Source organism: Pseudoalteromonas sp. P1-13-1a, assembly GCF_001401875.1.
GTDB lineage: Bacteria > Pseudomonadota > Gammaproteobacteria > Enterobacterales > Alteromonadaceae > Pseudoalteromonas.
The window spans coordinates 131,749-144,529 of record NZ_LKDV01000005.1 but is presented as its reverse complement, the minus strand read 5'-3'; the positions used below and the strand labels follow the sequence as shown (position 1 = coordinate 144,529).

Genomic DNA, 12,781 nt, shown 5'->3' with positions numbered 1-12,781 from the left:
TAATGAGCATTTTAATTGATTCTAAACAAGGTAAAGACGTAAGCGTAAGTTGCTTTGGTGAAGTACTATGGGATTGTTTTGAAAACGATAAACGCTTAGGCGGCGCGCCGCTTAACATGTGTGTGCGTATTAACTCACTGGGCATTAAAGCCGACATGATAAGCGCGGTAGGTAACGATGAACTTGGTACTGAGCTATTAGGCGAAATTAAAAGCAAAGGCGTTAGCTGCGAATATATTGGCGTTAATAACGACAAAAAAACCAGCACCGTGCAAGTTACCCTAGATAAAAGCGGCTCAGCCAGCTACGAAATAGTTGCCGATACAGCATGGGATAACATTGAGCTTACAGACTCACTTATTGAAAAAGTAAAAGCCAGTGATGTATTTGTATTTGGTAGCCTAATTGGCCGAAGCGAAGCCTCACTTGCTACCTTAAACCAGTTAGTTGATGTAGCTAACTTTAAAGTGTTTGACGTAAATTTACGTGCGCCACACTACACGTTAGATACATTAGTAGATTTAATGAATAAAGCCGACTTCATCAAATTAAACGATGAAGAGCTTTACGAAATTGCCAAAGCAATGGGCTGTAAGTTCCATTCACTTGAGCAAAATTTAGCGTTTATTGCACAGCAAACAAACACCGAATACTTATGTGTAACTAAGGGCAGCCACGGTGCACTACTAACCATTAAAGGCGAAAATTACTATAACTCAGGTTATTTAATTAGCGTTGTGGATACAGTAGGTGCGGGGGATTCGTTTTTAGGGTCGTTAATTTATCAGCTTTGTAGTAGTGATTGTGCACAACATGCTGTTGATTTTGCGTGTGCAGTAGGTGCTATGGTGGCAGAAAGTGCTGGTGCTACACCTACACTTACTCATGAACAAATTAACGAATTTATGAGCCCAGCGTAACGTAAATTACACAGCTATACCCAATCATTGTGTGTGTAAGCGGTTTTACTTTTTATAGTAAAGCCGCTTTTTTTTGCTTTTATTTTTATTAATGAAGCCGTTTAGATTAAGTGTTGAGCAAGGTGCACAAAAAGTGGCTGGTGTATTAGCTAATCGTCTTATAGCGGTGGCATTAATACTTTGTTAATGTTCGTCGATTATTCATGGATTGAAAGGCGGGGCGTTAATTACACGCTCTATACTCCAAATACAAAAAGAGAAACGTGCTTTATGATCATCTTTTTTATCTGCATAACAATCTTAATACTGGGATATAAGTTTTATAGCCCGTTTGTTGAAAAACAAGCAGGTATGGATACAACGGTTGATACACCACAAAAACGCTTTAGCGAAGGTGTTGACTATGTAGCCATTCACCCTGTGCGTGCATTTTTAATTCAGTTTTTAAATATTGCGGGTGTAGGCCCTATATTTGGCCCAATTTTAGGTGCACTTTACGGACCGGTAGCACTTGTGTGGATTGTGCTTGGTAACGTATTAGGCGGTGCAGTACACGACTTCTTCTCAGGTGTGATGAGCATTAAAGAAGATGGCAAAAGCTTACCAGAAATAGCAGGACACTATTACAACGTTGTGTTTAAAGGCTTTATGCTGATATTTACAGCCATGCTGCTGTTTTTTGTGGGCGTTGTATTTATTATGAGCCCAGCGGGCTTATTAAGTAACTTAGATGTATTTGAAGGCACTTTTTTTGCTAATAATACTTTTTGGGTTTTGGCTATTTTAGCGTACTACTTTTTAGCAACGCTGCTCCCTATTGATAAAATTATTACTAAGTTTTACCCGCTATTTGGCTTATTAATGATTGTAATGACTACATTAATAGCCGGTGCGCTATTACTCGATGCGCCACATTTACCAGTTGCAGGCGACTTTTTAGCCTACTTTGAAGCCGACCACGCGCATGACTTTTTAGAGCCAAACCCTGATGGCTTACCAACCTGGCCATTACTGTTTATTACCATTACTTGTGGTGCCATTAGTGGCTTTCACTCTACCCAAGCGCCTATTATTGCCCGCTGTTTAACAAACGAAAAATACGTACGCCCAGTATATTATGGCGCAATGATGTGTGAAGGCATTGTAGGTTGTGTATGGGCACTTGCGGGTATTGCTGCATTCCCAGAAGGTTACGCTGGCTTAAAAGCATTGCTTGACCAAGGTGGCCCAGGTTTAGTGGTTAACCATGTAGCAAATAGTTACTTAGGCGTAATGGGTGGTATTATGGCCATTATTGCTGTTGCGGTGTTCCCTATTACCTCTGGCGATACGGCGTTCCGTTCACTGCGTTTAACCGTGGTTGATGCGTTTAATATTCCGCAAAGCTTACGTAATCGCTTATTACTGGCAGTGCCTATTTTAACGATTGCCTTTTTTATGACTAAATTAGATTTCTCAGTGATTTGGCGCTACTTTGCGTTTTCAAACATGCTGCTTTCAACAAGCGTACTATGGCTTGCTACTAAGTACTTGTTTGATAGACGTGCCTTTCATTGGATCACCAGCGTACCTGCTGTAATTGCAACGGGCGTAACTCTTTCGTACATAATGACCGCTGCAATTGGCTTTAATTTATCGGCCGACCTAGGCAAACCTATTGGCGCAGCAGTCGTTGTTATTGGTTTAATTGCTTTAGTTTTTGTACACTCTAAACATAAAAAGTTAGATGTAGCATAACAGCTTAAAAATTTAAGGAAGCGAGCTTAGTAAGCTCGCTTTTTTTATGCGTAAAATTTACTCTCACACTATGCAATTTTAAAGGTAAAAAAATGAAAATAGCCGCCGATTTTTCAAAGCGTGTCGTTGTTCATAGTGAGCAGCTTGATTGGATTTCCTCACCAATGGCAGGCGTTGATAGGCGCCCTCTTGATAGAGTTGGCGCAGAAGTAGCCCGCGCTACAAGTATTGTGCGTTATGCCCCTGGCAGCGAGTTTTCGCCTCATGTGCATACAGGCGGCGAAGAATTTTTAGTACTAGAGGGCGTATTTCAAGACGAACATGGAGATTTTCCGCAAGGCTCGTATATTCGTAACCCGCCGAAATCAAAGCACAAACCAGGCTCCGATGAAGGCTGCATAATATTTGTGAAGCTCTGGCAATTTCAGCCACATGATAAAACCCACGTACGCTTACAAACACAGCATATGGGCAGCGCACAACACGCCACATTTAAAGGGCTTGCCATTACACCGCTTTATAAAGATGACCTTGAAGAGGTGAGCCTATTGCATTTTGAAGCCGGTGCTAACATGCAAATTAGTGCAAGCGATGGGGCTGAGCTACTGGTGCTTGAAGGCGATATTCGTGAGCAATCAGACACTTTAACAAAGCACAGTTGGTTAAGGCTGCCTATTAATAGCGAGCTTAATATAACTGCTGGTAAGCAAGGTGCAAAAGTATGGCTTAAATTAGGCCATTTAACAGATGTAGATAAGCAAATTGAGCGAGTGCAAAACGCTTAGTAAATACCCTTATTTAGCAGTGTTGTTTGATCTAGTTCAGTACTAATTAACTTAATAGGGTGTAGTTTTATAGTTTAACTCAGTAAGTGATGGGTATTTTTGGGGTTTTTATTTTTTTAAAGGGAATAATTTCACTTTATAGGCTTTAATTACCTCCAACTTTCGTTATTAAACCCACTCACACAGGCTGTAAATAACATAAGCGCACCCGATTAAGGAGAGCTGCATGGTACACACAACACATGGTTTATCTATTGGTATTGAACGCGCAGGCCGAGAATTCTTTTTAAAATTAAAAGCAGTGGGTACACTCACTCACGAAGACTATAAAGTCATTACCCCCATGATCGACTCAGCCCTTGGCGAGGTTAAACACCCTATTGCCAACGTGCTTATTGATGCTAGCGAGCTAGAAGGCTGGGAGCTTCGCGCCGCATGGGATGATTTAAAGCTTGGCGTAAGGCATTCAAAAGAATTTAATAAAATTGCTATTTATGGCAATAAGGAATGGCAAGCCCGCATGGCCAAAATAGGCAACTGGTTTATTTCAGGTGAGGTGCAATACTATGAAAACGCCACCGCCGCTATTGATTGGCTAGATGAATAACGTGATTAAAAACGCTCTCAAGAGCGTTTTTTATTATTTAAAGCACCTTGCACTCTACTTAAGAGTTACATTACATCAGCGAGCACTGGTAACGCCGGAAAAGCACCTTTAGCTAAACACGCTTTAGAGCCACATTTAAGTGCAAAGTGCAGGGCGCCTTTTACGCTTGTTTCATCATTTAGTTTATCTGCTAGCGGTAAATCACGTCCTAGGTTATTTAAGTAGTATAAAACTCCCGCTATAAATGCATCACCCGCACTTGTTGTATCTACTGCGTTTATTGTTGGTGCCGACTCGTTAAGTGTAAATGCGCTGTGGTAAACCTTGGCAGGCTCTGGCCCGTCGGTTAAAAACACCAGTTTTACTCCCGTATTTAATAGCGTTTTAATGTAATCGTCGCCCGTTGTATCGCTATGCTGTGCTAAAAAATTAAGTTCATCACGCGAAAGTTTTACTATGTCGCAATAGGTATAACAGGCTTGTACATTGCTTGCTATATCATTTGTGTTTTGCCACAAGCTATAGCGTAAATTCACATCAAAACTAACGAGCTTATTATGTGTTTTAGCAAGTTCTAGCGCTTTAAGTGTTGTGCTGGCAATTGCGGGGTCGGTTAGGGTGTTTGAACAAAAGTGTAGGGTGCTAATGTCTTGCCAATTTATATGCGCTAAATGCGCTTGGGTTAATAATACATCGGCTGTGTTATGGCGATAAAAGCCAAAACTACGCTCGCCGGTTTCATCAAGGCTGACTATTACCATAGCGGTTTGTGAGCCTTCAATGGCAAATAAATAGTCTGTATTTACATTATATTGCGCTAATGCATTGTTTAATTGATTGGCAAAATGATCATCCCCTTTACCACCACAAAACGCGGCTTCACCACCGAGTTTTGCATAGCCAACAGCTACATTGGCAGGTGCACCGCCAGGTATAGGTAAATAGGCCGAGTTATGAGCATCTTGTGGCAGCATATCAATTAATAGCTCGCCTAAGCACAGGAGTTTTGTCATTTTGAATATCCTAAAAAGCCTAGCAAGGCTAGGCTAAAAACGTGAAGGGGGTTATTTATTCATACTTTAAAAGGCGCTACAGTGATTACTCACTGCAGCGCAATACACACATTTAGTTAAAAGCGTATTTTAAAGTAACCGACGTTGTGCGGCCGTTAATTGTACGGGCACGAATAATGTCGTTTTCAGGTACTGAACCTTCTTCAGCTTCTGTAATACCTACTGTATCGAATAGGTTGTTTACATTAAGCGCAAGGTTTAAGTTTTCTGATAAGTCGTAGCTTACAAATGCATTTACTTGCGTGTAGCCGTCAAACTTAAGGTCGTTGTTATCTTGTGCGTAAGCATCGGTTGTGCCAATAAAGCTTACACCTGCCGCGCCTTTATCGTAGCTGTAACGTGCCATTAGTGAGTAAATTAAATCCGCTTGGCGACGTGGTGTGTTACCTACAACTTCAGGGGTTAGCGCATCTTTTGCAATTTCAGCATCGGTCCAAGTAAAGTTACCTCTAAAGTCCCACGCATCCATAAAGTAAGTTGATTCTACCTCAATACCTTTTGCTTCGTATTCGCGGTCAAAAAAGGTTTGCGAAGTTGCTTCAAAGTTTTGCTCTTCTGTTTCTGCATAGAAGGCCGTTGCAAATACTGAGAACGAATCAAAACGTTTTTTCACACCAATCTCAAATTGATTTACTTCATCTACTGCATCTTCGTCAGCAACACTGCCGTCACTGCGTACTTTACCAAATAACAAACGGTCTGCATTGGCACGGCCGCCTTTACTGATACGCGCAAACGTAGCAAGGCTTGGGTCAATTTGGTAGTTAGCACCCACTGAGTAAGATGAGTAGCTCCAATCGTAATTTACTGGGCTGGCGTTAGCTATATCAATACCAGCTACGTTTTGCTCAGGAATAGAAATAGTACCGTCGCGGTTCATATCTACTGTTGAGGTTACAGCACCTGCGTAGTTACCGCGTGCTTCACCGCTGTCGTAGCGGGCGCTTGCATCAATGCTTACATCACCAAGTTTTGTTGAAAAGGCAACGTACGGGGCGCGTGTATCGTACTCGGTGTCGTAATCGCGCTGACAACAGTTACCCCAATAAGGCGTGCCATAAGCGTATAAACCATTTTCTGAATATTCAGTGCCATCGGCTGCGGTTACATTTAAAAGTGCAGCATTGTCGCCTTTAAGCTCCATTAAGTACGAGTTCCATAACCACGACATCGCAATATTTTGTGTAGAGGCAAAGTAACCAAAAGTTAGGCTGGTGTCATCGCTAAACGATTTAGTTAGTTTAAAGTCGTTAACAATAGATCCAAAGTCATTAAGCGTTACATCAAAAGTGTGAATACGCATAGCAAGTTCATCATTAAACGCCTCACCCGTATTTGCGTTACTCAGTGTTGCACCTGCACCACCAATACTTTGTGCAATAGACGATGCACTGCCAACTTCCGCAGGAATTAGCGAGTTAAAGTTGCCGCTAATTGACGATTTACGAAAACGGTTTTCGATACGCCAATCGTTATCTAAATCAAATACAGCTTCAAAACCTACCGCATCTACATTAGGGTTCATACCGTCGCGTAAATCGCCACTGCTAATTTGGTTTTCGCCATTTAAGCGCACTGTTTTAGTAAATAAAGCAGAGTGTGGTGTATCTGATTGTGCATCAAATCCTGCAATAGAATCACCATTTGAGTACATTGGCATAGGTAAGTAACCTACGCTTTTATCGTCTAGGTGTTTGTAGTAAAGGCGTACGTAGCCGTTTTCAAAATCTTTAGTAAGGTTAGCTTTAATTTGGCCACCCTTATTTGATGTGTAGCCTGTTTCGCGCGGGCCTTCGCCTTGGCGTACAAAACCGCCTACATGAAAACGTACACTATCGGTTAAGTAGGTGCCGTATTCAAAGTCGGTGCGAACACTGTCGTAATCAAGACCAACAGTAGAAGATACGCTACCCGATTCGTTTTCGCCGTTTTTAGAAATAAAGTTAATAATGCCACCGGGTGCATTACTAGCCGAGGTAGAGGCAGAGCCACCACGGATTGATTCGATTGTTTGCACCGTGTTATCAAGGCGCATAAAAATATCGGCGTTACCAAAGGCAACATCACCAAACTGCATCACAGGCAGGCCATCTTCTTGCAGTTGTAAAAACTTAGCGCCACCCGAGGCTACAGGTAAACCACGCACTGCAATATTTGCGTTACCTTCACCGCCTGTTGATTCAGCGCGAACACCCGGGATAATTCTAAATGCCTCAGCCGTTGAGCGCGGTGTAGATACCTCTACTTGTTCAAGCGATAAACTGCTTACTGATGAACTCGACGCCATAATAGTTGTGCGGCGAGGAACGCCGGTAACAACAATTGTTTCAAGCCCTTGGTTAGCTTGCACTTTGGTTTCTTGCTCGTCTTGTGCATGAACGCCTTGGCTTACTGCAAGTGCTAAGGCACTGATTAAATATAAAGGTGTGTGGTGTGTTGTCATGTTAACGCCTCATTGTGTTGTGTGAGTTTGTTATTTTTACTTAATCGATTAAGTAAAAATAACAAAGTTTTTACAATAAGCAAATTATTTTTGTGTGTAATTTGCTCTTATTTTATTTTTGTATTGATTTTAAAGGTGTTTTTTATACTGGTTTGAGCAGCCATTTATGCATTTTTAGTTAATGCTTTTGCCGCAGGGTCGCGGTAAAAGTTATAAAGCATGGCTAAAAATAAGATCACAGCAAAGCCGGTAGCTAAGTAAAAGCCATAACGTACGTGGCCAAAGTAATCACTTATCACGCCCATAAATAAAGGTGCCAATGCGGCCGAAAGCGCGGTAAAAAATAAAATAACACCTGCTACTGCACCATGTTGTGCAACAGGAAAGCACGATATACCTTTAGAGTTTAAAGTAGGGTAAACCATCGACATAAATAAACCTGAAAGCGGAAGTAATCCTACAGCCCAATCCACACCGCCTACCAAAGTGCCTACATAACACAGTGCGATACCTAAACTTAAATATGCCATAACGCCCTGCCAGCTAAAGTGATTTAAAAGCCATACAGCAATAAAGCGCCCAGCAGCACGTAATACAAAAAATACAGTAAGTGCGTAGGTTGCAAGTAAAGGCCACGAGCCTGTGTAATCTTTTAAAAGGGTTGGCATCCACACGTAAATCGCAACCTCGGTTGCCACATACAAGGCAATTGCTAGTGAAAAACCAAGTGCGTACGGGTTTTTAATCATTTTCATGGTGGTGGCAAGTGAAGCGGGCTTCTCTGTATTTTTGACAACGGCAGGGTAGTCGGCGCGCCATGCCATTAATGCTAAAATTAAGCACATAACACCGGCAATAATATAAAGGTAAGTCCAGCTCACGTTTTGAGTAAGTAGTACGCCTACCAGCGCAGGGCCAACAATGGCACCAATACCAAAAAAGCCTTCTACTTTATTCATGGTTTTAGTGTGTTCTGCGTTACTTGCTGAAATATCGCCAAGTAGCGCTAGTGCGCCCGTTTTAAATAAACCAATGGCCAAACCGATACAGCAAAGCAAAATTAAAAATATTGAAAAGCTGTTACTAAAAGCAAACAAAAAACAACTGCCAGAAAAAATAAGTAAGCCCAGCATTATGGTTTGTTTACGGCCTAGGCTGTCGGCTAAAAAGCCTAAAAACAAGCCACTAAAGGCAATCAGTGCCATAGGTGCGTAATGAAAAGCACTGGCTTGGGTCATACTTAAACCAAAATCTGAGATTAACTCTGGAATAATCATTCCTACCGCATCAGAGGTCATCGCAAACATAAAAAACATCATGTAAGTGAGTATTCGTATGCGCTGCATTGGGTCGCTTTGCGAGTGTGTGTGTAAATTCGTCATGTGATTTTTCCTCGTTGTGGCTCAAGTTATAGTAATAACTCAATCACTTACTCTAGTTAGTATTACCGTTGCCACAACTTTTGTATGTAAAATATTTAAAAATTACTTGTAAAATTGTACGTGCTAGTTAAAGATATATCTTAATCGATTAAGTTTCAACTTGGTAATCACACATGATGAAGAATAAAGTTCAATTGATCACATACGCTGATCGAATTACAGGTCAAGATATAAACGCACTTACAACATTGTTAAAAGGTCCTTTGAAGGGCGTATTTGGTGGTGTGCACCTTTTACCTTTTTATAATCCTATTGATGGAAGCGATGCGGGCTTTGACCCGATTGATCACAGCGAAGTAGATTCTCGCATTGGTACATGGGCTGATATTCAAGCACTGGGTGAAAACCATGATCTAATGGCTGATTTAATCGTTAACCATGTATCGGCGCAGTCTTATCAGTTTCAAGATGTGCTAGCTAAAGGCAAGCAATCAGAATTTTGGGATTTGTTTTTAACAAAAGAAGACGTTTTTCCAAATGGTATTAGCGAGCAAGAGCAACAAGCAATTTATCGCCCGCGTCCCGGTAGCTGTTTTACGCCAATGCAGTGTGGCGATGGTCAAACGTATGACTTTTGGACCACGTTTACCGATAACCAAATTGATATAAACGTAAAAGTTGAAGCGGGTATTGCGTATTTAAATAACGTATTAACTAAGTTTTCTGAAAATAACGTAAATATTATTCGTTTAGATGCAGCGGGTTACGCAATTAAACAAGCCGGTACAAACTGTTTTATGCTAGACGAAACATTTGGCTACCTAGATAACTTGTCAAAGCAAGCAAACGAGCTTGGCATGGAAACCATTGCTGAAATTCATAGCCACTATCAAACACAAGTAGAAGTAGCAAAGCGTGTAAACATGGTTTACGACTTTGCATTACCGCCGCTTATTTTGCATAGCTTATTTAATAACGATGTAGATGCATTACTTAAATGGTTACAAATTTCACCACGCAACTGTTTAACGGTACTTGATACGCACGACGGCATAGGCATTATTGATGCAGGCCCAATGGGCGACAAGGCAGGGCTATTAAATGCACAGCAAATAGATACCCTTGTAGAAACCATGCATGCCAACAGTAACAACCAAAGCCGCCAAGCTACAGGTGCTGCTGCCAGTAACGTTGATTTATACCAAGTAAATTGCACGTATTACAATGCATTAGGCGCTAACGATTTAGATTATTTGATTTCGCGTGCCATACAGTTTTTTGCCCCCGGTGTGCCGCAAGTGTACTACGGCGGTTTATTTGCCTGCGAAAACGATATGGATTTACTTGCGCGTACCAATGTGGGCCGTGATATTAACCGTCCGTATTTAAATACTGAAACAATTGAGCACGCACTCAATAAACCTGTAGTAAAAGGTTTAATAGAGCTCATTAAATTACGTAATGAACACCCCGCTTTTGCAGGAGAGTTTAGTGCTCACGGCACCCAGGGAATATGTTGTTTAACGTGGCAACTAGAAGATAAGTCTATTGCATTAAGTGTTAATTTTAAAACGCGAGACGCGCTTATTACCCAAGTAAATGGTGATGAAGAAACAACGATAAGTTTAAACGCATTGTTAGCCTAACAGGCTATTAAAACACAAAAGCCAAGCACTTGAGCTTGGCTTTTGTTTACCCAGTCCTTTTTAACATAACCTATTAACCACTTGCGCCAATATCTAGCTCGTAACTTACATCACATATTTTTTCTTCTTTAGATATAAAGAGCTCGGCGGCCATTACGCCTTTTTCTTGGCTGTTTTGATGAATAGTGGTTAGGCGCGGCACAAAACGAGCGGCTTCGTCTATTCCATCAAAGCCGACAATACGCAGTTCTTCACCTATTTTTATGCCTTGTTTTATCGCTTCTCGCATGGTGGCAAGGGCAATTAAATCACTCATACAAATGATAACGTTAGGCCGAGGGGAGGCACTTAACACCTCTTTAGCGGCTATGTTAGCAAAACGCTCGCTGCTCTCAGGTATATTCCAAATGCGGTCATCAGCTACCGTTATATTTGCCTCACTTAAAGCACGTTGATAACCCCGTAAACGTTGGTGCGAAATAGATTGCCCTGTTTCAAATTCGTGATGCTCATATACGCGGCACAATACGTTTTCATCAAGTAATCTTAAGCCTAAAATAGCGACTTTATCGCTTGGGTTTTTTAAAACATGCTTGGCTATTTCGTAACTTGCTTGCTCGTTATTAATATTTACTGAGGCATTGCGGGCTATATCAAAATCAATAGTTACCACATGTTTAGAGACCGTTTTTAACTGCTCTACTAATGCGTTATTTCGAGGGCGGCCATAACAAATAAAGCCATCTACAAAGTCGACCACACTGTTAAGGTTATCGCTATTTCCTGAAAACAATAAAACATTAATGCCGTTTTTTTCAAGCACCGAGGTTACACCCCGCATAAAGCTACTGGCCACAGGGTCCGACACCATATATTCCACGCTATCGGGCAGCACTAACGCTACAATATTAAACGTACCACTGCGAAGCGATTGCGCGGCTTTATTGGGCCCGTAATAGCCCAAGGTTTTGCACGCTGCAAGAATATCGTCTCGGCGTTTAGCCGATAGCTGATCAGGGCGATTAAACGCATTAGAGACTGTTGCGTTAGATACACCTAACTCTTTAGCAATACTTTTTAGGGTCCAGCGGGTTTGCTTACTCATACCAATTCTTTACTCAATACTCATGTTAATAAACTAACATATTCAGGGCGTTAGCAAAGTAAAAAATAAGGTTTTAGCCTTAATGCCGGCACTCTTTAGGCGCAATGCCAAAGGTTTGTTTAAATACACGACTAAAGTGGCTCGCGCTATTAAACCCAACATCAAAGCACACTTGGCTAATTGCATGGCCTTGTAGTAATTGATTGCGGGCTTTTTTAAGTCTTAATTGTTGCTGCCAAAGGGCTGGGGTAGTGCCAAATGCCAGTTTAAACTGCTGATAAAACTTACTGCGGCTCATGCAGGCTATTTTACACAAGGTATTTATGTCGAGCGTTTCGTTTAAGTGCTCTTCAATATAAAGCAGTGCATCGCTTATTTTTGTTTTAAGGCGTGGTTTATCGCTATTAGCGAGTAATAAGTCGCGACTTTGTTGTTGTAACAACCGGGTGATCAATTCGTTTAACGACAAGTCAATTAAGTAATGTCGCTGTGCGCCTTGTTCGCTAAATAAATGCACCATGCGCTCTAATAATTGCTGTGTTTGACTATTATGTTGGCTGTGTACCAATTGCGGCACATACTCGAATAAGTCGCCATCGTGTGCAAAGCTTTGCTGCATGTTAAGCGCACTCGCCACAGCGTTTATTTTATCTTTGCTTATTTCAATTGCTAAACATGTGGTTGGGGCGTGCATTGATGCCTGTGGAAAATCAATTAATACACCTTGCTCTGGCGCTAATACAAACGACTCGTGGGGTAAAAATGCTTTATGGTATTGGCTACTTTCTACGTGCATTACTTTTTTACCGCTTAGCATGGCACAAAACAGTAACTCCTTTGAATGCAGTGCCACCTTTTGTGCGCGTTGGTACGTGTCGTAAATGCTCAACTCGCTGTTATCTGCTGCAAATGTCACTTTATTTTCTATTAAAACATCAAGTTGTTGGCGTTTTTTGTTTAACTGAGATGTGTGCATATCAATCCTTTAAATTTTTATTAGTGTGGACTCACAGACAACTTTTGTGGACAGCTAATCAAGTTTTTAGGTGCTCGTTAGGCTAATGTCAAACAACACTGATTAAA

At 41.3% G+C, this 12,781-nt stretch carries 10 protein-coding genes; 5 read left to right on the top strand and 5 right to left on the bottom strand.

The genetic code is table 11. The annotated features are described in order from the left end of the window. Nucleotides 1-2: 2 nt before the first annotated feature. From AN391_RS05770 to AN391_RS05755, 4 genes are all read left to right on the top strand, one after another. Nucleotides 3-920: a carbohydrate kinase gene (locus tag AN391_RS05770; protein WP_055014513.1), complete on the top strand. Its 918-nt coding sequence runs from the start codon at nt 3-5 to the stop codon at nt 918-920. A 270-nt stretch (nt 921-1,190) separates the two neighbouring features. Next, nucleotides 1,191-2,657 (top strand): carbon starvation protein A, encoded by a 1,467-nt coding sequence (locus AN391_RS05765; RefSeq protein WP_055014512.1) that lies wholly within the window; start codon nt 1,191-1,193, stop codon nt 2,655-2,657. 92 nt (nt 2,658-2,749) lie between these two features. Then, the gene (locus AN391_RS05760) at nt 2,750-3,442 is read left to right on the top strand and encodes a cupin domain-containing protein (protein ID WP_055014511.1); all 693 of its coding nucleotides are present in this window, start codon (nt 2,750-2,752) and stop codon (nt 3,440-3,442) included. Between the two features lie 226 nt (nt 3,443-3,668). Then, nucleotides 3,669-4,049, top strand: a complete 381-nt coding sequence (locus AN391_RS05755) for an STAS/SEC14 domain-containing protein (RefSeq protein ID WP_055014510.1) — start codon at nt 3,669-3,671, stop codon at nt 4,047-4,049. Between the two features lie 65 nt (nt 4,050-4,114). Here AN391_RS05755 and AN391_RS05750 read toward each other — a convergent pair whose 3' ends face one another. The 3 genes from AN391_RS05750 to AN391_RS05740 all read right to left on the bottom strand — a co-directional run bounded on the left by AN391_RS05750 (nt 4,115) and on the right by AN391_RS05740 (nt 8,947). Next, nucleotides 4,115-5,062 (bottom strand): carbohydrate kinase, encoded by a 948-nt coding sequence (locus AN391_RS05750; RefSeq protein WP_055014509.1) that lies wholly within the window; start codon nt 5,060-5,062, stop codon nt 4,115-4,117. A gap of 112 nt (nt 5,063-5,174) precedes the next feature. Beyond that, nucleotides 5,175-7,565, bottom strand: coding sequence for a TonB-dependent receptor (locus AN391_RS05745; RefSeq protein ID WP_055014508.1), 2,391 nt, complete (start codon nt 7,563-7,565; stop codon nt 5,175-5,177). Nucleotides 7,566-7,729: 164 nt separating this feature from the next. Continuing rightward, nucleotides 7,730-8,947, bottom strand: a complete 1,218-nt coding sequence (locus AN391_RS05740) for a sugar MFS transporter (RefSeq protein WP_055014507.1) — start codon at nt 8,945-8,947, stop codon at nt 7,730-7,732. A 173-nt stretch (nt 8,948-9,120) separates the two neighbouring features. Here AN391_RS05740 and gtfA point away from each other — a divergent pair, with 173 nt between their 5' ends. After that, complete coding sequence (gtfA, locus tag AN391_RS05735) at nt 9,121-10,593, top strand: sucrose phosphorylase (protein WP_082429302.1); 1,473 nt, start codon at nt 9,121-9,123, stop codon at nt 10,591-10,593. Between the two features lie 73 nt (nt 10,594-10,666). Here gtfA and AN391_RS05730 read toward each other — a convergent pair whose 3' ends face one another. Next, on the bottom strand, nt 10,667-11,698 hold the full coding sequence (locus tag AN391_RS05730; RefSeq protein WP_055014506.1) for a LacI family DNA-binding transcriptional regulator: 1,032 nt from the start codon (nt 11,696-11,698) through the stop codon (nt 10,667-10,669). A 79-nt stretch (nt 11,699-11,777) separates the two neighbouring features. Then, the gene (locus AN391_RS05725; RefSeq protein WP_055014505.1) at nt 11,778-12,674 is read right to left on the bottom strand and encodes an AraC family transcriptional regulator; all 897 of its coding nucleotides are present in this window, start codon (nt 12,672-12,674) and stop codon (nt 11,778-11,780) included. Nucleotides 12,675-12,781: the final 107 nt, after the last annotated feature.

Bases quoted from the DNA above. Each gene is read 5' to 3' on its own strand.
- AN391_RS05745 (WP_055014508.1), bottom strand. From the start codon at position 7,565: ATGACAACACACCACACACCTTTATATTTAATCAGTGCCTTAGCACTT.
- gtfA (WP_082429302.1), top strand. From the start codon at position 9,121: ATGATGAAGAATAAAGTTCAATTGATCACATACGCTGATCGAATTACA.
- AN391_RS05770 (WP_055014513.1), top strand. From the start codon at position 3: ATGAGCATTTTAATTGATTCTAAACAAGGTAAAGACGTAAGCGTAAGT.
- AN391_RS05725 (WP_055014505.1), bottom strand. From the start codon at position 12,674: ATGCACACATCTCAGTTAAACAAAAAACGCCAACAACTTGATGTTTTA.
- AN391_RS05730 (WP_055014506.1), bottom strand. From the start codon at position 11,698: ATGAGTAAGCAAACCCGCTGGACCCTAAAAAGTATTGCTAAAGAGTTA.
- AN391_RS05755 (WP_055014510.1), top strand. From the start codon at position 3,669: ATGGTACACACAACACATGGTTTATCTATTGGTATTGAACGCGCAGGC.
- AN391_RS05765 (WP_055014512.1), top strand. From the start codon at position 1,191: ATGATCATCTTTTTTATCTGCATAACAATCTTAATACTGGGATATAAG.
- AN391_RS05760 (WP_055014511.1), top strand. From the start codon at position 2,750: ATGAAAATAGCCGCCGATTTTTCAAAGCGTGTCGTTGTTCATAGTGAG.
- AN391_RS05750 (WP_055014509.1), bottom strand. From the start codon at position 5,062: ATGACAAAACTCCTGTGCTTAGGCGAGCTATTAATTGATATGCTGCCA.
- AN391_RS05740 (WP_055014507.1), bottom strand. From the start codon at position 8,947: ATGACGAATTTACACACACACTCGCAAAGCGACCCAATGCAGCGCATA.